This is a genomic window from Salinivibrio proteolyticus (assembly GCF_001996165.1).
Lineage (GTDB): Bacteria > Pseudomonadota > Gammaproteobacteria > Enterobacterales > Vibrionaceae > Salinivibrio > Salinivibrio proteolyticus.
On record NZ_MUFP01000004.1, the window covers coordinates 81,683 to 103,642 of the forward strand.

Annotated in this window: 20 protein-coding genes; 11 read left to right on the plus strand and 9 right to left on the minus strand. The window is 52.3% G+C overall.

Features of this window, described 5'->3' with window-relative positions; all coding sequences use genetic code 11:
- Positions 1-91: 91 nt before the first annotated feature.
- Positions 92-349, minus strand: coding sequence for a 50S ribosomal protein L27 (gene rpmA, locus BZJ19_RS03800; protein WP_069589603.1), 258 nt, complete (start codon positions 347-349; stop codon positions 92-94).
- A gap of 19 nt (positions 350-368) precedes the next feature.
- Positions 369-680 (minus strand): 50S ribosomal protein L21, encoded by a 312-nt coding sequence (gene rplU, locus BZJ19_RS03805; RefSeq protein ID WP_069589607.1) that lies wholly within the window; start codon positions 678-680, stop codon positions 369-371.
- 364 nt (positions 681-1,044) lie between these two features.
- On the opposite strand from rplU, the gene ispB reads away from it, so the two are divergent.
- On the plus strand, positions 1,045-2,016 hold the full coding sequence (gene ispB / locus BZJ19_RS03810) for an octaprenyl diphosphate synthase (protein ID WP_069589608.1): 972 nt from the start codon (positions 1,045-1,047) through the stop codon (positions 2,014-2,016).
- Positions 2,017-2,099: 83 nt separating this feature from the next.
- Here the strand turns inward: ispB and mdh are convergent, their stop codons facing one another.
- Positions 2,100-3,038 carry a malate dehydrogenase gene (mdh, locus tag BZJ19_RS03815; protein ID WP_069589609.1) on the minus strand — a complete coding sequence of 313 codons (939 nt, stop codon included), beginning with the start codon at positions 3,036-3,038 and terminating at the stop codon, positions 2,100-2,102.
- A gap of 293 nt (positions 3,039-3,331) precedes the next feature.
- Between mdh and argR the strand changes: the two genes are divergently transcribed.
- The 3 genes from argR (at position 3,332) to BZJ19_RS03830 (ending at position 7,170) form a co-directional block, all read left to right on the plus strand.
- Positions 3,332-3,802 (plus strand): transcriptional regulator ArgR, encoded by a 471-nt coding sequence (gene argR / locus BZJ19_RS03820; RefSeq protein ID WP_069589610.1) that lies wholly within the window; start codon positions 3,332-3,334, stop codon positions 3,800-3,802.
- A gap of 304 nt (positions 3,803-4,106) precedes the next feature.
- Entirely contained in the window at positions 4,107-6,677 is a 2,571-nt protein-coding gene (locus BZJ19_RS03825; RefSeq protein ID WP_077674649.1) for a TRAP transporter permease, read from the plus strand.
- A 61-nt stretch (positions 6,678-6,738) separates the two neighbouring features.
- On the plus strand, positions 6,739-7,170 hold the full coding sequence (locus BZJ19_RS03830; RefSeq protein WP_069589614.1) for a universal stress protein: 432 nt from the start codon (positions 6,739-6,741) through the stop codon (positions 7,168-7,170).
- Positions 7,171-7,212: 42 nt separating this feature from the next.
- Here the strand turns inward: BZJ19_RS03830 and BZJ19_RS03835 are convergent, their stop codons facing one another.
- Both BZJ19_RS03835 and mpl read right to left on the minus strand, forming a co-directional pair.
- Positions 7,213-7,833, minus strand: a complete 621-nt coding sequence (locus BZJ19_RS03835; RefSeq protein ID WP_077674650.1) for a flavin prenyltransferase UbiX — start codon at positions 7,831-7,833, stop codon at positions 7,213-7,215.
- Positions 7,823-9,196 carry a UDP-N-acetylmuramate:L-alanyl-gamma-D-glutamyl-meso-diaminopimelate ligase gene (gene mpl, locus BZJ19_RS03840; RefSeq protein WP_077674651.1) on the minus strand — a complete coding sequence of 458 codons (1,374 nt, stop codon included), beginning with the start codon at positions 9,194-9,196 and terminating at the stop codon, positions 7,823-7,825. The genes BZJ19_RS03835 and mpl overlap by 11 nt, the downstream gene beginning before the upstream one ends.
- Positions 9,197-9,455: 259 nt before the next feature.
- Here mpl and fbp point away from each other — a divergent pair, with 259 nt between their 5' ends.
- Entirely contained in the window at positions 9,456-10,478 is a 1,023-nt protein-coding gene (gene fbp, locus BZJ19_RS03845; protein WP_077674652.1) for a class 1 fructose-bisphosphatase, read from the plus strand.
- A 128-nt stretch (positions 10,479-10,606) separates the two neighbouring features.
- Entirely contained in the window at positions 10,607-11,134 is a 528-nt protein-coding gene (ppa, locus tag BZJ19_RS03850; RefSeq protein ID WP_069589628.1) for an inorganic diphosphatase, read from the plus strand.
- Positions 11,135-11,185: 51 nt separating this feature from the next.
- Here ppa and tamB read toward each other — a convergent pair whose 3' ends face one another.
- Entirely contained in the window at positions 11,186-14,950 is a 3,765-nt protein-coding gene (gene tamB, locus BZJ19_RS03855; RefSeq protein ID WP_077674653.1) for an autotransporter assembly complex protein TamB, read from the minus strand.
- A complete protein-coding gene (gene tamA, locus BZJ19_RS03860; protein ID WP_102136097.1) occupies positions 14,947-16,650 on the minus strand; it encodes an autotransporter assembly complex protein TamA in 1,704 nt (567 codons plus the stop codon). Before tamA ends, tamB begins: the two co-directional genes overlap by 4 nt.
- A gap of 183 nt (positions 16,651-16,833) precedes the next feature.
- On the opposite strand from tamA, the gene msrA reads away from it, so the two are divergent.
- Positions 16,834-17,472: a peptide-methionine (S)-S-oxide reductase MsrA gene (msrA, locus tag BZJ19_RS03865; RefSeq protein WP_077674654.1), complete on the plus strand. Its 639-nt coding sequence runs from the start codon at positions 16,834-16,836 to the stop codon at positions 17,470-17,472.
- Between the two features lie 81 nt (positions 17,473-17,553).
- Here the strand turns inward: msrA and BZJ19_RS03870 are convergent, their stop codons facing one another.
- Positions 17,554-17,760 carry a DUF1107 domain-containing protein gene (locus BZJ19_RS03870; RefSeq protein WP_069589637.1) on the minus strand — a complete coding sequence of 69 codons (207 nt, stop codon included), beginning with the start codon at positions 17,758-17,760 and terminating at the stop codon, positions 17,554-17,556.
- 372 nt (positions 17,761-18,132) lie between these two features.
- Here BZJ19_RS03870 and BZJ19_RS03875 point away from each other — a divergent pair, with 372 nt between their 5' ends.
- Positions 18,133-18,690 (plus strand): YtfJ family protein, encoded by a 558-nt coding sequence (locus tag BZJ19_RS03875; RefSeq protein ID WP_077674655.1) that lies wholly within the window; start codon positions 18,133-18,135, stop codon positions 18,688-18,690.
- A gap of 58 nt (positions 18,691-18,748) precedes the next feature.
- On the opposite strand, the gene BZJ19_RS17240 is transcribed toward BZJ19_RS03875, so the two are convergent.
- Positions 18,749-18,913: a hypothetical protein gene (locus BZJ19_RS17240; protein ID WP_235608136.1), complete on the minus strand. Its 165-nt coding sequence runs from the start codon at positions 18,911-18,913 to the stop codon at positions 18,749-18,751.
- A gap of 187 nt (positions 18,914-19,100) precedes the next feature.
- Here BZJ19_RS17240 and zrgA point away from each other — a divergent pair, with 187 nt between their 5' ends.
- Genes zrgA through BZJ19_RS03890 form a run of 3 tightly spaced genes read left to right on the plus strand, consistent with a single transcriptional unit; the run spans position 19,101 to position 21,959 of the window.
- Positions 19,101-19,967 carry a zinc uptake protein ZrgA gene (gene zrgA, locus BZJ19_RS03880; RefSeq protein ID WP_077674656.1) on the plus strand — a complete coding sequence of 289 codons (867 nt, stop codon included), beginning with the start codon at positions 19,101-19,103 and terminating at the stop codon, positions 19,965-19,967.
- 40 nt (positions 19,968-20,007) lie between these two features.
- Entirely contained in the window at positions 20,008-20,703 is a 696-nt protein-coding gene (locus tag BZJ19_RS03885) for an ABC transporter ATP-binding protein (protein ID WP_077674657.1), read from the plus strand.
- Positions 20,700-21,959: an ABC transporter permease gene (locus tag BZJ19_RS03890; protein WP_077674658.1), complete on the plus strand. Its 1,260-nt coding sequence runs from the start codon at positions 20,700-20,702 to the stop codon at positions 21,957-21,959. The genes BZJ19_RS03885 and BZJ19_RS03890 overlap by 4 nt, the downstream gene beginning before the upstream one ends.
- Position 21,960 lies beyond the last annotated feature (1 nt).

Below are 21,960 nucleotides of genomic sequence, written 5' to 3' on the forward strand. Positions count from 1 at the left end.
GTGGATTGGCGGCGGCTCGACGAGGGATCACCAGACACAATAAAAAGCCCCGCCAAGTGGCAGGGCTTCAAAATTCGCTTGGCGTTGAAACTTATTCAGCTTCGATAGTAACGAATTTACGGTTCTGAGGACCTTTAGTCTCGAACTTCACTTTACCGTCGGTCAAAGCGAATAGAGTGTGGTCTTTACCGCAACCTACGTTAGTACCTGCGTGGAATTTAGTACCACGCTGACGCACGATGATGTTACCTGCTAGAACAGACTCACCACCGAAACGCTTAACACCTAGACGTTTACTTTCTGAATCGCGGCCGTTTTTAGTAGAACCGCCAGCTTTTTTGTGTGCCATCTCTTCTCTCTCCTAACTCTTAAGCGCTGATGCCAGTGATTTTCACTTCAGTGAACCACTGACGGTGGCCCATTTGCTTGCGAGAATGTTTACGACGACGGAATTTGACGACTTTCACTTTATCGCCACGACCGTGGGTAACAACTTCCGCTGTTACTTTACCGCCACTAACAAATGGCGCGCCAACTTTAACGTCTTCGCCGTTTGCTACTAGCAGCACGTTGTCAAATTCAACACTTTCGCCAGTTTCAACGTCTAGCTTTTCCAAGCGAATAGTCTGGCCTTCGCTTACTCGGTGTTGCTTACCACCACTTTGGAAAACTGCGTACATGGTTTACTCCGCATTTCCGCACGGCCTACTGCGTTTAATATTTGAGCAGCAAGGGGTGCGCATATAATTCATCAATAGGGCGCGAATTCTACGGTAGAAATTGATTTGAGGCAAGAGGGGATCGCAAGAAAATTGGTGAAAAGCTGCTCAGCATAGATTCCCACACTTTTTGCAGGCGTGAAAGCTATCTCGTCGCACGTGATTTGGTGTACCATTGATACCTTAAACACCCGCGCTAGCGCCGATACTGACCCTGAAAGTACGCCAACGCTGATACGTCATGCGTCTTTCATCCATCACGTCGTAGAAACGTGCAGTTTTGTGGCGGCAAGCAAGCAACTAGGACAAAGCCCGGATTTTATTCATGGATTTCAAATCAATCCAAGCCTTGATCAGTGATGACATGGCGCAGGTCGATCAAAAAATACTGGCTCAACTCAATTCTGACGTCGCGCTTATTAACCAACTTGGCTTTTACATCGTAAACAGCGGGGGTAAACGCTTACGCCCTATGTTAGCAGTTCTTGCGGCGCGAGCCCTTGGGTATCAAGGTGAAAAACACACCACAGCGGCCGCGTTTATTGAGTTTATTCATACCGCTACCTTGCTTCATGATGATGTGGTCGATGAATCAGATTTACGCCGTGGCAATGCAACGGCCAATGCCATGTTCGGTAATGCCGCCAGTGTGCTGGTCGGCGACTACATCTACACCCGTTCATTCCAGATGATGACCAGTCTGCGCTCGTTGAAGATATTGGATCTGATGAGTGAGGCCACCAATGTGATTGCCGAAGGGGAAGTGCTGCAGTTAATGAACTGTAACGACCCGAATACCACCGAAGCGAGCTACATGCAGGTGATCTACTCTAAAACCGCACGTCTTTTTGAGGCAGCGACCCAGGTCGGGGCCATTCTCAACGACGCGGATCCGGAGACAGAAAAAGCCTTCCAAGATTATGGCCGCTATTTGGGAACGGCGTTTCAACTGATTGATGATGTCATGGACTACACCAGCGCGGATGACGAAATGGGTAAGCATGCCGGCGATGATTTAGCCGAAGGGAAACCAACGCTCCCCTTGCTGCATGCGATGCAACACGGCACTGAGCATCAATCGGCTATGATCCGCGAAGCCATTGAGAAAGGGAATGGACGGGACAAACTCGAGACGATTTTGGCCTGCATGGACCAATGTGGATCCTTGTCCTATACCCGTGAGCGTGCAGAGCAGGAATCAGAAAAGGCGATTCGCGCCCTAGATGGTTTAGCGGATTCGGACTACAAGGCCGCCTTAGTCGCACTGGCAAAATTAGCGGTTAACCGGAATAAGTAACCACAAGCGTCTATTGCTATTTAGCGACAAGCAAGCATAAAAAACGGCGCCTATCGCGCCGTTTTTCAATCGATGAAGGGGCTCTATTTCGCCGCGAATTCTTCACCCATTTGAATGTCTTTACGCAAGGTATCGAGCATATCGTCCATGGCTTTTTGCTCAAACGCGCTCAGCTCACCGATGCTCAAGATTTCTTCTACACCGTTTTTACCCAGGCGTACCGGTTGGGCAAAGAAGCGCGCGTGCTGACCATCGCCTTCCACGTAGGCACACTCCACCACATTTGACTCACCTTGTAGTGCGCGCACTAGAGATAGGCCGAAACGGCACGCTGCTTGCCCCATCGACAAGGTCGCAGAACCACCACCTGCTTTGGCTTCGACAACTTCTGTGCCCGCATTTTGGATACGTGGCGTAAGCGCTGCGACTTCTTCGTCAGTAAAGCTCACTCCTTTCACCTGAGACAGCAAAGGCAAAATGGTAACGCCTGAGTGACCGCCGATCACCGGAATGGAAACCTCACGCGGATCCATGCCTTTTAGCTCACCAATAAAAGTTTCAGAGCGAATCACATCCAAGGTGGTGACGCCGAACAATTTGTTTTTATCGTAGACGCCTTTGGCTTTGAGGACATCCGCCGCAATCGCCACTGTCGTGTTCACAGGGTTGGTGATAATACCGACACACGCTTTCGGACAAACATCGGCAATTTTTTCCGCTAAAGACTTAACAATACCGGCGTTTACGTTGAACAGATCTGAGCGGTCCATGCCAGGCTTACGGGCGACGCCTGCAGAAATCAAGACCACGTCCGCGCCTTCCAGCGCTGGGGTTGGATCTTCACCGCTGTAGCCTTTAATAGAAACCGGGGTTGGGATATGGCTTAAATCCACAGCTACCCCAGGGGTAACCGGTGCGATATCGTACAGAGCCAAGTCGGAACCCGCTGGCAGGTTATTTTTTAGCAGTAGGGCTAACGCCTGACCAATGCCTCCCGCGGCGCCAATCACAGCAACTTTCATGTCGTTCTCCTTTCGATATTTCTTATAGTCCGGATCCGGTCCGGCTTCTGTTCGGGCACAAATCGCCACGTAATGGTGCGAACTGTGGGCTCATCATATGCCCGCCTATGCGTGCACTCAAGCGTCAAGCGGTGATGATCAGCCAAAGCTCTCATTTTTCTTTTTGCTGCGTTGAAATCGCGTGAATCGAGTTAGGAACAGTGATGCTGTCGCCAATTTGTGGGGTCAGCAATTGCCCTTCAGTGAATGTATATGCAAAATAGCCACTCGTTTGTCATTGCGAGTCAGCCGTCATGCGTAACTCAGAAAAACAAGACCAATTGGTTCGGGCGTTTAAAGCCATCCTCAAAGAAGAAAAGTTCAGTTCTCAGGGCGAGATCGTGGAAGCCTTACGTGCTCAAGGATTTGAGGGCATTAACCAGTCGAAAGTGTCGCGCATGTTGACCAAGTTCGGCGCTGTACGTACCCGAAATGCCAAGATGGAGATGGTGTACTGCCTTCCTATCGAATTGGGCGTACCTACTACAGGCAGCGCATTGCGCGAGCTAGTGATGGAAATCGACTACAACGAAGCGGTTGTCGTCATTCACACCGGTCCAGGCGCAGCACAATTAATTGCCCGTTTACTCGACTCTCTCGGCAAGGCTGAAGGGATTTTGGGCGCCGTCGCTGGGGATGACACCATCTTTATCACACCCACCCGTGGCACCACCACAGAGGCACTGTTTGAAGCCGTCTGTGATCTGTTTGAATATCACTATTAATCTTTTTATCAGGCAGCGTGATCCCGCTGCCTGTCTGTCTTTTCCCCTCTTCGCCACACACCTTTTCACACAAAAGCGATAACATCCTTTTAATTTTTCTTTATCGCTCTGTTACTATCGGCGTTTGACCGCCAACAAACGATTAACGCATTGGCCACCCATCGGCCCATTATAATTAACGGTTAGGTACTCATCGTTGACACTGATGTCATTGTCTACAGGCTATGCTTTGTGACAGAGAGTACCCTTTTCTCGGGACATTGCTGCCGCTCTCGCGGTGCAAATGATAATAAGGACAAACTGCATGACGAAGACAAGTCAATCGTCTCCTGATGTGCAAGACATGGTCGCGCAAGCGGATACAGGTGCGCGCTCACCTCATGGACTGCCGGGACGCATTTTATGGCTGGTACCACTTTTTTGGTCACTGTTTCAGCTATGGTATGCCTCACCTCTCCCCTTTATGCTCGATTTTGGTGTCCTCAACGACACTGAAGCACGCGCGGTTCACCTCGCTTTCGCGATGTTCTTGGCCTACACCGCTTATCCTGCATTAAAAACCTCTCCCCGCGATCGTATCCCCCTACTCGACTGGGTATTCGCCTTAGCGGGAAGCTTTGCCGCAGGGTATTTATTCTTATTTTATAACGATCTAGCTGGACGCGCCGGCGCTTATACCGACGTGGATATCACGGTCGCTGCCATTGGTATGGTGTTGATGCTTGAGGCGACCCGCCGTGCACTTGGCCCGCCATTAATGGTGGTCGCCGGCGTATTCTTGCTCTACACCTTCGCCGGTCCCTACATGCCGGACGTGATCGCACATAAAGGGGCGAGCTTAAATAAAGCCATGTCGCATCTGTGGCTCACCACGGAAGGGGTTTTCGGGGTGGCGCTGGGCGTCTCTACCTCGTTTGTATTCCTGTTTGTCCTATTTGGTGCATTACTCGATCGCGCCGGTGCCGGCGGCTACTTCATTAAAGTGGCCTTCTCGCTACTCGGTCACATGCGCGGTGGTCCCGCCAAAGCCGCGGTGGTCGCGTCCGGCCTGTCCGGTTTGGTCTCGGGCTCATCGATTGCCAACGTCGTCACCACCGGGACTTTCACCATTCCACTGATGAAACGTGTGGGCTTCCCGAGCCATAAAGCCGGCGCGGTTGAGGTAGCCGCCTCGACCAATGGCCAGCTCACCCCACCCATTATGGGAGCTGCTGCGTTCTTGATGGTCGAGTACGTAGGGATTTCCTACGTCGAGGTGATTAAAGCCGCACTGCTTCCTGCGCTTATCTCCTACATCGCTCTGATTTACATCGTGCACTTAGAAGCGTGTAAGGCTGGGATGCAGGGCCTACCGCGCCGCCACACCAGCACCTTGCTACAAAAACTGTTCTCATTTATGACCGTGTTTGTGGGCTTGCTGGTCCTCAGTGCCGCGGTCTATTACGGCATCGGTTGGACCAAAGACGTATTCGGTGCCATGGCAACCGTTATCATTGGTCTGCTGACATTAATCGCTTATGTTCTATTGGTGCGCTATTCCGCCCAGTACAAATCCGAAGCGGCAGAAGACCCGGCGGCCGCCGATTTATCCGAAGTGCCAGAGCCGGGCCCAACCGTGCGTTCTGGCTTGTACTACTTGTTGCCTATTGGCGTGTTGGTTTGGTGTTTGACCGTCGAACGCTTCTCACCGGGTTTGTCCGCATTTTGGGCGACGGTGTTTATGATCTTTATTGTTCTCACCCAGCGCCCGCTGATTGCTTACTTCAATCAACGGACCAACTTTAAAGAAGAAATCCGCGACGGTGTGGTCGATCTGGCCGAAGCCTTTGTGACCGGTGCGCGTAACATGATTGGTATCGGTGTTGCCACCGCGGCCGCAGGGATTGTGGTGGGTACCGTCACCCTCACTGGCATCGGTCTAGTGATGACGGACTTTGTCGAGTTTATCTCCGGCGGCAACATATTCTTGATGCTGCTGTTTACCGCTGTCATCAGCTTGCTATTGGGAATGGGCCTACCGACTACCGCCAACTATATCGTGGTCTCCACCCTGATGGCGCCCGTGATTGTTACCTTAGGCGCGCAACAAGGGCTGATCATTCCCCTGATCGCGGTGCACTTATTCGTGTTCTACTTTGGCATCCTTGCCGATGATACGCCACCGGTCGGCTTGGCCGCCTTTGCTGCGGCGGCCATTGCTAAATCCGATCCGATACGTACCGGTGTGCAGGGCTTTACCTACGACATCCGTACCGCCATCCTGCCGTTTATGTTTATCTTCAACACCCAGTTGTTGTTGCTAGACCTAGAGGGCCCTATTCACCTGATCTTAACCGTGGTGTCGGCAACCATCGCAATGCTGGCTTTTTCCGCAGCGACACAAGGGTGGTGGCTCACCAAGAATAAATGGTGGGAAACCGCACTGCTTCTAGTGATCACCTTCTCACTCTTCCGCCCCGGTTTTTGGTGGGACGAAGCGTACCCACCGACCACCAGCTATCCGGGCACTGAATTAGTGCGTATCGCAGGCACCTTACCTGAAGGCGAGCCATTACAGCTGGAAGTGGAAGGGGAAAACTTCTTTGGTGAGCAGATAGCGAAACATGTCGTGCTCCCCATCGATCACAGCTTGGAAAGTGGCGAAGCACGCATCAGTGACACAGGCCTCATGCTCCGTGAGGAAGATGGCAAACTCTTGGTAGATATGATTCAGTTTGGCAGTGATGCAGACAAAGCAGGCATCGATTTTGATTGGCAAATCAAAGCCGTGACTGTCGATAATATCCGCCCATGGAAAGAATGGGTCTTCGTGCCAACTTTGTTGCTCTTGGCATTACTCGGCTGGAATCAACGCCGTCGCATTCGCCAAGCCTAGTGTTAAGGGCACGTGTTTTACCGCGTGCCCTTTTCTTTTTTAGACCGTAAAGGATATCGCTATGTATAAACACATCTTGGTTCCGGTTGACCTCAATGATGAGAGCTTTGCTGACAAGGCCGTCGATCATGCGGTCTGGCTGGCCAGCCAATCTGGCGCAAAAATCCACCTACTGACCGTGCTGCCAGGCATCCACAATTCGATGGTGGCCTCCTATTTCCCCGAAGACGCCGCCAACAAAATGAAACGCGATATGAAGCGAAACTTACAAGGCTTTGCGGATAAATACGTGCCAAAAACCATCGCCTGTGAGGTGTCAATTGCGGAAGGGAAACCTTACAAGGGGATCATTAAAACCGCCGAGCGTATTGGCTGCGATCTCATCGTGATGCCAAGCCACAAACGTTCACGCGTCAATAAAATGATGCTCGGCTCCGTCGCCGCCAAAGTGCTCGAAGGGGCGACAGTGCACGTGATGGTACTCAAACCTTAGCTGTGTAGTGCTCAGGCATGCTTGCGCTTGCCTGAGTACCGTTCATCGTTCGCGTTGGTCATAGCCCCAACGTGGCACCAGCTGTTGCTCAGCACCGACATGATCCAAAATACGCGCTACCATAAAGTCGATGAGATCATCTATCGACTGGGGTTGATGATAAAAACCCGGCGCGGCTGGCATAATCGTCACCCCCATTTGCGACAGCTTGTGCATGTTCTCAAGATGCAAGGTCGAAAAGGGCGTCTCACGCACCACCAACAGAAGTTGTCCGCGCTCTTTAAGCACCACATCCGCCGCCCGCTCAATCAGGTTATCGGACAAGCCATGCGCAATCGACGCCAATGAACCGGCGGAGCAAGGGCATACCACCATTTGCTTCGGTGCCGCTGACCCTGAGGCAACTGGCGAAAACCAATCCTCTTTGCCACACACCACCAGCTTATCCGTGTTGCACTGTAAATGTTCCACCAATACCTTTTTTGCCGCGTCAGGCCCGGCAGGTAATTTCAGGCCATGTTCGGTGGCCAACACCACACGTGCTGCCGATGAGATCAATAAGAAAACCTGATAATCCTGTGCAAGCAGGCATTCGAGCAAACGTAGCCCGTATGGCGCGCCAGAGGCACCTGTCCACGCCAGAGTGATGCGTTTATCCACCATGCTTTTCCCCTTTATCGCCGAGCGCGTTAAGCAGCTTGTCGTGAATGCCACCAAAGCCACCATTGCTCATCACCAACACGGTATCGCCTGCTTGGGCTTGCTCACATAAGGCTGTCACCAACGCATCAATATCGGTATGAATGTGTGCCGGCTGCACGCAGCTATCCACCACCGCTTCAAGCGACCAATCCAGCCCTTGGGGTTGGAACAAGAACACTTGGTCAGCACGAGCCAATGACGCCGCCAAGGTGTCTTTGTGAACCCCTTGCTTCATGGTATTGGAGCGTGGCTCTAACACCGCCAGAATACGACCATTACCGACTTTCGCACGTAATCCCTCAAGGGTCAGTCGAATCGCCGTCGGGTGATGAGCAAAGTCATCATACACAGTGACACCGGCTTGCTCGCCGCGCCACTCAAGGCGTCGCTTGGTATTGATAAAGGTCTCGAGCGACTGGCAGGCTAAGTCAGGCGTCACGCCCACATGACGCGCTGCCGCAATGGCCATTAACGCGTTACGTACATTGTGATCGCCAACCAAGTCCCAGTTCACATCCCCAACATGTTCGCCAGCAAAATAGACCGAAAAATGATTGCCGGCCGGATCTTTTTTCACCGTCTGCCATTGTCCATCCGGTCCTGCATAGACGCATTCACTCCAGCAACCCATGGCAAACGTCTCTGCGACATTGACATCATCAGAGGGCGCAATAATTTGGCCAATCCCCGGCACAGTGCGCACCACATGGTGGAATTGCTTTTGAATCGCGGCCAAATCATCAAATATGTCGGCATGGTCGAACTCAAGGTTGTTGATTACCAAGGTTTTCGGTTGGTAATGAACAAACTTGGAGCGTTTATCAAAAAACGCGCTGTCATATTCATCGGCTTCTACCACAAAAAATGGGCTATCACCCAATCGTGCCGAGCCATTAAAATTCCCCGCGACACCGCCAATTAAAAAGCCGGGCGCATAGCCACAATCTTCTAAGATCCATGCCAACATGCTGGCGGTAGTGGTTTTGCCATGTGTGCCAGAAACCGCCAGCACCCAGCGGTCTCGCAATAGGAAATCATGCAACCATTGCGGGCCTGAGGTATACGGTAAGCCTTGGTTTAGTACCGCCTCAACACAGGGATTGCCACGACTCATTGCATTACCAATCACCACAAGGTCCGGAGCGGGAACAAGCTGAGCCGGATCATAACCTTCGATAATCTCAATACCCTGAGATTCGAGTAACGTACTCATCGGGGGGTAAACATGGCTATCAGAGCCTGTCACCCTGTGCCCCAATTGTTTTGCGAGCATCGCGGCGCCACCCATAAAGGTGCCACAGATGCCGAGAATATGAATATGCATAGCCTTCACTGTGTTGTATTGGTTGCTCAGCCATCCGGCATAAGGCTGTCATTATGCCTTGGATTGCCGCTTGGGTCTTATCGCTTGCGTACATCTGACATGGTTTTTATGTGGCGATCACACTTCCCTTGCTCCATGTATTTCTTCAGTACGATTAAAAAGTCGCTGACGCTAGAATATCAGCGATTTTAAGAGGCAGCTGACTGCCCATGTATCCGATTGCATCAGAAAGAAAGTTCATCATCATTAAGGATTGAGAATGCCCGACATTAAGACCCTCGGCGAGTATATTGTTGAGAAACAGCACGCCTTCCCGCACGCCAGCGGTGATTTATCTTCTCTTCTCGCCTCCATCCGTCTGGCCGCCAAAATTGTTAACCGCGAAATCAACAAAGCTGGTCTGGTCGATATTGCCGGCGCGATTGGCACAGAAAACGCACAAGGCGAAGAGCAGCAAAAACTCGATGTCTACGCCAACGAAAAGTTTAAAGCCGCCATGGAAGCCCGCGACCACGTCTGTGGTGTCGCCAGCGAAGAGGAAGATGAAGCGGTTATTTTCAACAAGCAGCTCAACCGTAACGCCAAGTACGTCGTCCTCATCGACCCACTCGATGGTTCTTCCAATATTGATGTCAACGTCTCTGTCGGCACCATTTTTTCCATTTACCACCGCGTATCGCCGGTGGGTACTCCCCCCACCGAGGAAGACTTCTTACAGCCCGGCCACCGCCAAGTCGCTGCTGGTTACATCATTTACGGCTCCTCGACCATGTTGGTTTACACCACAGGCGATGGCGTGCACGGTTTTACCTATGACCCGTCACTTGGGCTATTCTGCTTGTCGCATGAGAACATGACCATTCCCCAAGACGGTAACATTTACTCGATTAACGAGGGGAACTACATCAAATTCCCGCAAGGCGTCAAAAAATATATCAAGTACTGTCAAGAAAACGTCCCTAACGAGAAGCGTCCCTACACCTCACGCTACATTGGCTCTTTGGTCGCGGACTTTCACCGCAACCTGCTCAAAGGCGGTATTTACTTGTACCCCAGCACACTCGCCTATCCAAACGGCAAACTGCGCTTGCTTTACGAGTGCAACCCCATGGCATTTATTATTGAACAAGCGGGTGGTAAAGCGACCGATGGCACCCAGCGCATCATGGATATCGATCCGAAAGAGTTGCACCAACGCGTGCCTTTCTTTGTCGGCTCCAGCAATATGGTGGATAAAGTGGGTGAATTCCTCGAACGCTACCCCGRTCACGACGATAACTAAGTGCGGTGAGACGGTGAGATTTCACCGCAATTTATGATTAAGAGGCGACCACGGCGGTCGCCTCTGTTATTTTCACGCTCGGTGGTTATAATTGGCACACACTTTTTTGATAAACAAAAGGACATCCCATGAGCCTGAACCAGGTCCCAGCGGGCAAAGATCTGCCTGAAGATATTTATGTGGTGATTGAAATTCCTGCCAACGCCGATCCAATTAAGTACGAAGTCGACAAAGACAGCGGCGCCGTATTCGTTGATCGCTTCATGGCAACGCCTATGTTCTACCCATGTAACTATGGCTATGTAAACCACACCTTGTCTTTGGATGGCGACCCAGTTGACGTGCTGGTTCCAACCCCATTCCCATTGGTACCCGGCTCAGTGATCCGCTGCCGCCCTGTTGGTGTGCTGAAAATGACCGACGAGTCTGGTGAAGATGCCAAAGTGATCGCGGTACCGCACAGCAAGTTGACCAAAGAGTACGATCACGTGAAAGACGTGAACGACCTGCCTGAGCTGCTAAAAGCACAAATCACGCACTTCTTCGAGCGCTATAAAGAGCTAGAAGCTGGCAAATGGGTGAAAGTGGATGGCTGGGAAGATGCCCAAGCCGCAAAAGACGAAATCCTGTCTTCATTTGAGCGCGCGCAAAAATAATCGTGCCAYCGCCATGAAGCTAAAAGCCCGCGTTAATACGCGGGCTTTTTTCTATTTAATCTCAAACTGATAGAGTAGATCCACCGCCTGATCGACACCGGACACCGCTTCAAGATATAGATCTTTCATCAATCGATAGCGCACCGTGAACACCCCTATCGCATCAAAGATCCCCACCCCATACTTCACTTCCAAGTCAGGCAGAATATATCCCGAGACTTCGACTTTTTGCTCATCGCCGGCGCCAGAGGTATCGAGAGTAAGATCCTCGACCCCAAACGCCTGACCAATTTCGCCCACCAGTTTGCCACTTTGCGCCAAGCCCAAACCAATCAGCATAGAGGTCATATTGGCATCACCGGCGCCAGCATCAAGCGCGCGGCCGCGTAATAAGTATGACAAGGCATTGGCCTGCGAACCGGCCGGGTCCATAAACACAGTTGCGACTGGCTCATCGGCAGGTCCTGTAAGTCGGATCCCTGCGATGACATCGCCCTCAGTGCGCTCGGGATTGCGAATCGCTTCGACTTGCAAATACGGCTGATCAGCAGGGCCATTAAATAAGATTTCCCCTTTACGGATAATCAAATCTTGTCCAAATGATCGATAGGTTCCTTCCAACAAGCTCACGTTACCGACAATCAAGGCGCCTTTACGGTTGTTCTTAATGTTAAGCTCTCCTGCCAAGCGCGACTTCAAACCAAACGCCGCCAGCCGAACTTCATCACCAAGCACTAAGCGTACATCCGTGACCAAATTAAAAGGAACCGCATCTTTTTGTTCCGCGTCTTCAGGCTCATAGTTTTGATTGAGGATCACCGTATCATCCGACACAGTGACGGCCGACTCCGGCAAGTGCTCCACCTCAATCCGTCCCCATGGCACCTCAATATTCCCCCGAATCGCCACTTGTTCTGGGGTTGCTGAAACCGTTAAGTCAGGCGCAACATCAAGACGGACCATCGGCGGCACATTCACTCGCAACGCATCGCCCGCGACATTCAGATTAAACAACCAATCTCTCACGGTCGGCCACCGACCCTCACCTTTGAGGCGTAAGATGCCATCGGGAGTAATCAGCTGGCCGGTTAACTGTCCCTGCTGACCATCAAGGTTGACCGTCACCTGCCCGTCATTAACATCAACCGGCGATGATAACCCTTTCACACGTAATGCGCTGATATCCAGCTCGCCAAAGACTTTCGGCAATGTAATCGGGCCTTGAACGCGTAAGTTAGCATTCACTTCGCCATTAACATCGGCCTGTTTGTCACCGCCGAGTAACGGCTCCAGTTTGGCAAGTTGCACCGCATTCATGTGCACATTCCCATCAATCGTACGTGTCGACGCTAACAGATCATTCAAGGTAAAGGCTGAGGCCAGTGTGCCGCCCTCAGATAAGGTTAGTGCCAGCGCACCTTGCAGTGCATCTTGATGCCAACGCGCATTGAAGTTGGCATGCTGCCAGCCAATCACCAGTGGCGTGTCGGCCTGCTGGCGCAGATTGCCATCCGCGATATCAATCGAGGCTTGCACATCGGGCGAGGCATCAGGCTGCCAGCGTGCATGAACCGCGGCATTAGCACGCATATCAAGCTGCCATTCCTGCGGTAAGAAGGCAGCGATTTGCGCGGCTTCAAAGCCTTCAATCTTGGCAACCACCTCCCCTTGCTCGCCGATTGTCGCCGGTTGCGATAAGCACAAAGACGTTGCTTGCCACTGCCAACAATGTTCACCAACCTCGGTTTGCATATCAGTGAAACTAAACGCAATTGGTGCCGCACTTTGCTGCACAATGTCGCCAAGTTCTTCCACGTTCACTGATGTATCAAGCAGTTTACCTTTCCAGCCAGTGTCTCGCGCCAATGCACCTTCAACACGTAACGCGCCAGACGCCGGCGCCCCTTGCCAGCGCAAATCCAGCTGATGTGCCGCTTCATCACCGCGCACGGTTAAATCAAGGTTATCTAAGCGCACTGTTTGATAGCGCCCGCCCAATATCGACACCGTCAGATCGCCGCCTAAGCGGTCTTTTACGGCCAGATCTCCGTCTACCGTTAGCTGATTAATGCGCACATCCTGCCAACGCAATTGCTTAGCATGAAGCGACAACTTTGCGGTTGGCTGTGCAAACGGCCCGCTCAGTTTTGCATCGCCGCGGATCACACCAGTGAACATCGGCAAGGATTGCGATAAGTCAGCAATATCGACCGACAGTCCCATTTGCCACTCATCACGCACTTGCCCTTGTGCCGTGACGTGATTGGGACCATGCGACAGCGTCAGTCCCGGCGTCGACACGCTCGGCTGGCCATAGCCATCACGATCGTGCGCGTTAAGCGCGCCCGCGACCGCTAGCGGCAGTTTTTGTAACTCCCCATGCACCACCAACGTAGGCACCGACACATCCCACCCGCCTTGGGCGGTTAAGCGGCCACGATGGCTGATTGCACCGGTTAAATCTCCCGTGACCTCTGGCCATTGCTGCTGAGGTTGGATGTTGGCAAACCCTAACTCAGCTTGCCAAAAAGGCTCGCTGGACCAATCCACGCTGGCACGACCAGCCACCTTTCCACCCAGTGTATTGGCCTCCAGCTGCGAGAGAGTCAGCGCCGTTAGACTGCCTTGGCCGGTTAAATTAAGCTGGGTGGTCGGAACCTCAGGGCCCTCAACGCCGGTTTGTAAACCGAGCTGATAGTCAGACAAATCCCCATCGGCGTGAAATTGTAGCTCGCGTAATACCGCGATCGCTTCCCCCGTCAGCGGCCACGCCAAGGCTTTGCTCTCCAACTGCACCGCAAAAGGTAAGTTTGCCGCCAGCAGGTTTGCCTCTCCTTCCAGCGTCGCCGTCACCGGTCCGCGCGCGGTCGCGTTTAGCTCAAGCGCGGCCAGGCTTCCAGAGGCCGACAGTGATAAAGCTTGGCCTTGAAGAGGGGAAAGATTACTGGTCAACTGGGTTTGTAAAGTCAGTGGGTACTCACCTTCAAGTGTAATATCACCTGCAAGGCTCGCCGTGCCTTGGGGGACGGTCACTGAGAAGCTATCAATGGTTACCGCACTGCCTCGAACGCTACCCGCCAAAGATAACGCTGAGAGGGTTTGTACTGTGCCCGCTTCAATCCGCGTATCTTGCAGGCGAAGCTGCTCCACCTCGATAGCCAGCGGCAGCGCCACCGTGGGTAATTCCAGTCCCGGATAATGCCATGGCAGGCTTGCCACCGTGCTATCCGGTTTACCGACCGCTTGGTCGGTATTTTCTTGGGGCTCACTCGGCAGACTCACCACTAGCTGCTGCCAATCGGTCGGCGATAAAGTTAAGGTGCCGCCAACAAAATGCACGCCACCTTGCAATTGATGCCAACTCACCGACTGTCCAGCGACCTGAATCGCCACATCCTCAAAGGCAAAGGCATTGATGTAAATAGGCAGCAGCGCTTGGATAGCCGACGTGGATACGTCTTGCGAGGATGTATCCTCCTCACTCGCGGGCAAATCAATATCGAGCGTCACCCCCTCGACGGCCAATTGATCAATACAAAGCGCAGGCGTCAGTAAGCACTTACCTTGGATGACAAGCCTTAGCTGTTCGGCATTCAGTCGCAGCTGCTCATCATCATAGCGCACCCCTTGCAGCACAAAGCCGGTGAGTAGACTGCCGTCGGCCTCATCGACTGATAACGCAGGTAGCGCTTTCTGCGCACCCCAAATCCCGACCTGTAAGCCCACAGGTGTAAAAAGTGCGGCCGCTACCAGCCCCACCAAAGAAAAAATACTGATTAACGCAATAAACGTTAGCCTGACTAACCAACGACTCATAACTCAGGCCCTAGCGTAAGGTGTATACGAAAATCATCATCGTCATTATCAAAACCACGCGCGACATCAAGACGAATCGGGCCTACCGGCGATGACCAGCGAATACCGGTACCAGCCGCACGCTTCCACGATAGGTTGTGCGTCCACGCGTCACCACCATCAGCAAATAGCGCCCACCACCAGTTGCCACCTAGACGATACTGGTACTCCAACGTACCGGTTAACATGTAGCGGGCGCCACTGAGCTGACCGCTATCATCGACAGGCGAAACGGTCTCGTAGCCATAACCGCGAATACTGTTATCACCCCCGGCGAAAAAGCGTAACGATGGCGGCGCTTCACTGAACTCTTCAGAAATCAGGGCACCACCATCAACACGTAATAAGCCGCGATGGTTTTTATTGAGGCTACGAATCCACGCACTCCGCCCTTGTAAGCGCACCAAACTAATATCGGACAGCCAAACCGGATCGGCCGCTTCCAATGTAATGGATTGTTTGTCTCCCCAATGCGGCATTAATCCACCGCGAGCGCGGGTGCGGGTAAAATTGATCCCAGGCAACACCACGCTGACGCTATCTTCATCTTGCCCTTGGGTGTAGTCCTCATAAAGCCAGCGTAACGAGACACTGCGTTGCCAGCCGGTATCATAGAGCCAATGTCTGGAAATCGAGGTCGATACCTCGAGGCTGGAGGTATCGCGTTGTTCGGTATTTTGTAACCCTAACTGCACTTGATAATACTCGCGGGAAACATCCTCCAAGGGGACCTTGTAGGTAGAGGTCAACGTCTGCTCGGGCTCAGAAATCGCCAATGATGTGGTGATACTGTGACCGCGTGAGTTATACCAAGGTTTGCGCCAATTAAACTTGAGCCGCGGGCCAATGTCGGTGGAATACCCGACCCCAGTTTCAAACTTGTTGCGTGCTTCGGGGGTCAGTGTCACCTTGATCGGCACTTCCGTGTCTTCGGCTTCTTCCATGTCTGCTTGGACTAACGCACTGGAAAACCACCCGGTGTTGGCAAGCGCTTGGTTAAACTCACCCAATGCCGAGACCTGATACGGATCGCCCGGTGAAAAGCCACGTAAGGTATCAAGACGCTGCAACTGAATTTGTGAGCCTTGGTAACGAATCGCGCCAAAGTGGTAACGCTTGCCACTGGCAAAGTGCAAACGAATAAACGCTTGTTGGCGGGTGGGAGAGACTTCGAGACGTGTTTGCGTAAAACGACCGTCAAAGTATCCCTTTTTCACCGCCAAGCTTTGGATTTGGCTTTTCAGGGACTCATAGTCTCCGTGGTTAAGAATCGCGCCCGGCTGCGGCCCGTCAGCCTTGAGAGCATGAAAATCGTCATCCATGCCCGCTTCACCGCTAAACACCACATCCACTTGTGCCAAACGAACGGGTTTGCCCGGATCAACCTTGACCTCCAGCGTAGCGTCTCCGTCCATTCGCATAGTGATCTTAGGCTGATAAAACCCCACCGCTTGCAGTGCTTTACGCACATCCTGCTCAACACGGGCAATAAACCGGTAGGAACCGTCCCGCTCTTCTGGAGCAATCGCGGCTAAATAGGTCTCAACGTTGTCTTGTGCAATACCATCGAGTCCTTCAATATCAATGTCGACTTCCGCATGGGCGATGCTAGACATCACGCTGATAGCGATCGCGAATAGGGGGAATAGCCGTATATTCATGCAGTGAGATCCAATACTCGGGTGTCGCCCGGCTAAATTGATGATATCTTGCCATATTACGTGTTGAGCGGGGCAGGATGCCAGCATCATGTTGATGACAAGGTGCGGAATCCATGCCTGTATGCCAACCCACTGACGCGCACAGCAGTCCGCTTTGCGCTTTTACACCACAGCAGTCAAAGGATGCCTATGTCGATGCAATCTTCCTTTACCCAACCCGAGAATGCGATAGCCGATCGCACCGACCCGATTGTTCCAGCCGAACCGCACGCGGTATTTAATCAGCCTATCACGGCCACCCCCGCGGCAGGTCAAAAACAGGTTATTTTTGGCATGGGCTGTTTTTGGGGTGCCGAACGCAAATGGTGGCAACAGCAGGGTGTCGTGATGACCTCGGTCGGATACAGTGGCGGCGTCACTCAACATCCGCGTTATCAAGACGTGTGCACGGGACAAACCGGTCATGCCGAAGTGGTCAATGTGATTTTCGACCCGTCCGTGGTGAGTTTAGACACCCTACTGGCGGTATTCTGGGAAAACCACGATCCGACCCAAGGTATGCGTCAAGGCAATGACATTGGCCCGCAATATCGTTCCGCGATTTACTATTGTGATCCGGCGGACCAAGCCAGCGTCGAGGCAAGTCTGGCAACCTATCAAGCGGCATTGAGAGAGGCCGGCAAGCCAGATGCTGTCACCACTGAGATCGCACCGGCTGGCGCTTACTACTTCGCAGAAACTGACCACCAGCAGTACCTACACAAAAACCCGCAAGGCTACTGCGGCTTAGGTGGCACAGGTGTGTGTTTCCCACCACAATAAGCCTTTGGCAATTAACCATTGCTAAATGGCTAGGCATAAAAAAACACGTCCGTTTGGACGTGTTTTTCAGTGTGGCGATGTTTATGCGGTAATGGCCATGGCTTTAATTTCTTTATTCACCTCAGTCATCACCGACAGTGCACGTCTATCACTATGCCCGGGCGGCAGTAAACGTCCACCATCAAACTCAAACGCGCCTACACCTTCAATATAGAGTCGGCCCTTAAAAAATCGTTTCACATACCGCGCAATCTGGGTTGGCCGATATTGACGAAAGATTCTAAGCATAAGGATCCCTTTCTTGTTCTCAAAGTCTGTCTAAGCAGACCGAAACGGCAATTCATTTCTTTCACAGTCACGATGACCGTATGATATTGCCACCTTGGAGCGCCGAATATTATCTGGCAATCTCCGCGTATAAAGCTAAGCAAGCAAAGTGCCACCTCAATAAGATGGCAATCACAGAATTAGAGCCTACTTGTGCACAGAAGTTCCCGCTTTAGATAAATACGTTTTGCAGCACACGTTCGATCGACGCAAAAAAGTCCGATCTTGCGCACGGATTAACCTTTGCCACTTGGCACAACTCACCGTCTGGCGTAACCATAGATAACTTGGCACCTGATGCCAAATAATGACCACAGACATGGATGATAAAGAATGAAAAAGACCACCCTACTTGCTCTCACCTTTGCGCTATTCACAGGCACCAGTTGGGCGCATACGATCCAAAATGGTGCACCTTTACCTTCAGCCAAAGTCGCCGAGCACGGCGAGCTGACCTTGAATGGCGACGATATTGTTTATCAAGCTTGGCAAACCGAACAACTGCCGGGCAAAGTACGCGTGATCCAAGCCATCGCCGGACGCAGCAGCGCCAAAGAAATGAATGCCCCCTTGATGGAAGCCATCACAGCCGCAGACTTTGACGACTCTCGTTACCAAACCACCACCATCATTAATCAAGATGATGCGATTTGGGGCACCGGCGGTTTTGTTAAATCGTCGGCAGAAGACAGTAAGCGGGATTTTAGTTGGTCCTCAATTGTGCTCGACGAAAACGGCAGTGTTGCCGAAGCGTGGCGCCTAAAAGAAGAAAGCTCACTGATCGCGGTACTAGACGACCAAGGCACGGTGCGTTTTGTCAAAGAAGGCAAATTAAGTCCCGACGAGGTGAACCAAGTGATTAGCTTAGTGACTCAACTGGTCAACCAATAGTGCCATGCGCGGGCAAGGCCCGCGTTTTTTCAACACTTGGCGTCGATGGTGATAATTGTTATGTTATTACATTACTCTTAGAGGTGTGGATGCCTGCATGACTCGGCCATTGATCGTCCATCTGCTGTTGATCGTCGTACTCAGCCAATCTGGGCTGTGGGCGCATCATCACCTCGATACCTTCACGCCCACACATCACAGCGAACATTGCAGCCTCTGTCATTTGACGCCTCCCGCACTTATCGCGTATGCGGCCTCACCACCGGCCCCCACTTATGTGGTCAACGAGATTGTTGCGCTCTCAAAGCCAGCTCAGGCTTACCACATCGCCATTGCCTTTTCGGCACGCGACCCACCTAGTCGGATAAATACCGCAATGATTTAACCCATTTATTCACTAGGAGAACCCAATGAAAACGCGTTTTTTACCCAATGTTATCGCCATGGCCATCGCAACCGCGTCCACAGCCACACTTGCTGACGAAGCCAACTATCAGTCGTTCGATGCCCATGTGCACGGTGAAGTCACCGCAAGCCTTGCCCAAGACGGTGAGCGTGTGCTGATTGAACTGACCGCCCCCGGCCATGATGTGGTTGGTTTTGAGCACCACCCTAAAAACGCCAAGGATCAGCAAACGCTCGAAGATGCTTATACACTGCTGCGCGATGGCGGGAAACGCTTCCAGCTTGCTGAAGCGGCGAATTGCCAGCTGGTCGACGTCAAGGTAACGAGCAGCTTTGAAGACCATGACCATGACCACAAGCATGAGCATGAGCATGAGCATGAGCATGAGCACAATAGCATTCACGGTGAAGATGGCGAGGATGGCCACGCAGGCCGTGACGGTCGCGATGGCCGAGACGGCAAAGATGCTCATCATGAGGATCATGGTGACCATCATGATCACGACAAGCATGAGCACAATAGCATTCACGGTGAAGATGGCGAAGATGGTCACGCAGGCCGTGACGGTCGCGATGGCCGAGACGGCAAAGATGCTCATCATGATCACAGCCACCATGCGCATGAGGGCCATCATGATCACGACAAGCATGGTGATCACCATGACGATCATCATGGGCATGATCACGGTAACCACAACACCTTATCAGCGAACTACCAATTCGTTTGCCAAAACCCGCAAGCCTTCACCGAATTGCAAACTGATTGGTTTAGCCTATTCCCCAACACAGAAACCATGAAAATTCAGGCCTTTACTGATGACAAGGTCTGGGTTGAAACCTTGAATCGTGCCAAGTCGCACATCCAGTGGTAGTGAACAAGGAGGCGGGGCGCATCTAGCGCCCCTGTCAGGCATGATAACCATCGAACAACTACGTTTTACTTGGCCAGCTCAGCCGCAACCGATCTTAGATATCGATAGCTTTGCGGTCGGTGAGGGCGAGCATGTATTTTTAAAAGGCCCCAGTGGCAGCGGGAAATCCACCCTGCTGAGCCTGATTGCAGGCATTCATACCCCACAATCGGGAACACTGACGGTCAATCATCAAGCGCTAACCGCACTGAATGATCGCCAACGGGATCAGTTCCGTGCTAACCATATTGGTTATATTTTTCAGCAATTTAATCTGCTGCCCTATTTATCGGTGATTGATAATGTCACCGTCCCGCTGCGCTTTTCTCACACGCGGCGTCAGGCTCTCAGCCAACCAGCACACCAAGAGGCGGCCAATTTACTCGATAAGCTTGGTCTTCCCGTGCACTGTTACCATCAGCCAGTGACTGCGCTAAGTATCGGCCAGCAACAGCGGGTCGCAGCGGCACGGGCATTAATTGGTGCGCCAGCATTAATTATCGCTGACGAGCCCACTTCTGCGCTTGATGCGGACACCCGCAATACCTTTATTCAATTGCTTCAAGACCGATGCCGAGAGGCCAATAGCAGCTTATTGTTTGTCAGCCATGACAGCCAATTAGCGCCCTTGTTTGACCGCGATGTCTCGCTTCTCGCGCTTAATCGCGCCATACATCGCGAGGAGGCCAACCAATGATTTCACTATTAGGATTGGCAGGACAAAGCCTCAAGAATCGCCGCGCCACCGCCCTGCTTTCTTTGCTGACTGTCACCATCGCCGTAGTGCTCTTGCTCGGGGTGGAGAAGGTGCGCACTCAAGCTAAAGCCAGCTTTGCCAACACCATCTCCAACACCGATTTAATTGTCGGTGCCCGCTCCGGTCCCATTAATTTACTGCTCTATTCCGTGTTTCGTATTGGTAACGCCACCAACAATATCGGCTGGGACAGTTACCAGCGCCTTCGTGAGCATCCGGATGTGAGTTGGACCATCCCCATTTCACTGGGGGACTCTCACCGCGGCTTTCGCGTGGTCGGCACCACCAATGATTACTTCGACCATTATCAATATGGTCAAAAACAACCACTGGCCTTTCGCCAAGGCGGCCCATTTTCCGGCTTATTTGATACCGTGATTGGCGCCCAAGTGGCAAGAGAGCTGGGATACAAGATGGGCGATAGTCTGGTCATTGCCCATGGGCTGGCCGACAAAGGCTTTAATCAGCATGACAACTTGCCCTTTACGGTCACTGGGATCTTGGCGCCCACTGGCACCCCCGTCGACCGTAGCGTACATGTGTCGCTCGAAGCCATCGAAGCGATTCATGTCGGCTGGGAAAGTGGCGCACGACTCGGCCAAGGCCTCACCCAAGCGCAAGCGCAACAACGCGAGCTACAACCAGAACAACTGACCGCGGTGATGGTGGGACTAAACAGCAAAATCAAAACCTTTGCCGTCCAGCGCTGGGTTAATACTTATCCACGCGAACCATTAACCGCCATTATGCCCGGTATTGCCTTGCACGAGCTGTGGGGCATGATGCGAGTTGGCGAACAAGCCCTGTTGGTGATCTCAGGCTTTGTGGCCGTCGCCGGGCTGTTGGGTATGCTCTCAAGCCTGCTCACTAGCTTGAACGAGCGTCGACGCGAAATGGCAATCTTACGTGCGATGGGCGCGCGTCCTTTGCATATTATTTTGCTATTGGTCAGTGAGGCGGTCGCGATCACTCTTGCAGGGATCGTCTCTGGCGTGTTCCTGCTTTATGGTGGATTCGCTCTAGCACAGCCCTATATTCTCAGTGAATTTGGCTTATTCTTACCGCTCGACTGGCCGTCCTCTTATGAGCTTTCATTGATGGCCGGAGTGTTAGTCGCTGGCTTTATCGTGGGATTAATTCCGGCTTGGCGCGCCTACCGACAGGCGCTCGCCGATGGAATGACAATTAAGGTATAAC

Excerpts from the sequence above, each read along its gene's own strand:
- mdh (WP_069589609.1), bottom strand. The coding sequence starts at position 3,038 with ATGAAAGTTGCTGTGATTGGCGCCGCGGGAGGCATTGGTCAGGCGTTA.
- BZJ19_RS03835 (WP_077674650.1), bottom strand. The coding sequence starts at position 7,833 with ATGGTGGATAAACGCATCACTCTGGCGTGGACAGGTGCCTCTGGCGCG.
- BZJ19_RS03875 (WP_077674655.1), top strand. The coding sequence starts at position 18,133 with ATGAAAAAGACCACCCTACTTGCTCTCACCTTTGCGCTATTCACAGGC.
- rpmA (WP_069589603.1), bottom strand. The coding sequence starts at position 349 with ATGGCACACAAAAAAGCTGGCGGTTCTACTAAAAACGGCCGCGATTCA.
- tamA (WP_102136097.1), bottom strand. The coding sequence starts at position 16,650 with ATGAATATACGGCTATTCCCCCTATTCGCGATCGCTATCAGCGTGATG.
- BZJ19_RS17240 (WP_235608136.1), bottom strand. The coding sequence starts at position 18,913 with ATGACAGAGGCTGCAATGTTCGCTGTGATGTGTGGGCGTGAAGGTATC.
- mpl (WP_077674651.1), bottom strand. The coding sequence starts at position 9,196 with ATGCATATTCATATTCTCGGCATCTGTGGCACCTTTATGGGTGGCGCC.
- ppa (WP_069589628.1), top strand. The coding sequence starts at position 10,607 with ATGAGCCTGAACCAGGTCCCAGCGGGCAAAGATCTGCCTGAAGATATT.
- BZJ19_RS03870 (WP_069589637.1), bottom strand. The coding sequence starts at position 17,760 with ATGCTTAGAATCTTTCGTCAATATCGGCCAACCCAGATTGCGCGGTAT.
- zrgA (WP_077674656.1), top strand. The coding sequence starts at position 19,101 with ATGAAAACGCGTTTTTTACCCAATGTTATCGCCATGGCCATCGCAACC.
- msrA (WP_077674654.1), top strand. The coding sequence starts at position 16,834 with ATGCCTATGTCGATGCAATCTTCCTTTACCCAACCCGAGAATGCGATA.
- BZJ19_RS03890 (WP_077674658.1), top strand. The coding sequence starts at position 20,700 with ATGATTTCACTATTAGGATTGGCAGGACAAAGCCTCAAGAATCGCCGC.
- tamB (WP_077674653.1), bottom strand. The coding sequence starts at position 14,950 with ATGAGTCGTTGGTTAGTCAGGCTAACGTTTATTGCGTTAATCAGTATT.
- rplU (WP_069589607.1), bottom strand. The coding sequence starts at position 680 with ATGTACGCAGTTTTCCAAAGTGGTGGTAAGCAACACCGAGTAAGCGAA.
- BZJ19_RS03885 (WP_077674657.1), top strand. The coding sequence starts at position 20,008 with ATGATAACCATCGAACAACTACGTTTTACTTGGCCAGCTCAGCCGCAA.
- argR (WP_069589610.1), top strand. The coding sequence starts at position 3,332 with ATGCGTAACTCAGAAAAACAAGACCAATTGGTTCGGGCGTTTAAAGCC.
- ispB (WP_069589608.1), top strand. The coding sequence starts at position 1,045 with ATGGATTTCAAATCAATCCAAGCCTTGATCAGTGATGACATGGCGCAG.
- BZJ19_RS03825 (WP_077674649.1), top strand. The coding sequence starts at position 4,107 with ATGACGAAGACAAGTCAATCGTCTCCTGATGTGCAAGACATGGTCGCG.
- BZJ19_RS03830 (WP_069589614.1), top strand. The coding sequence starts at position 6,739 with ATGTATAAACACATCTTGGTTCCGGTTGACCTCAATGATGAGAGCTTT.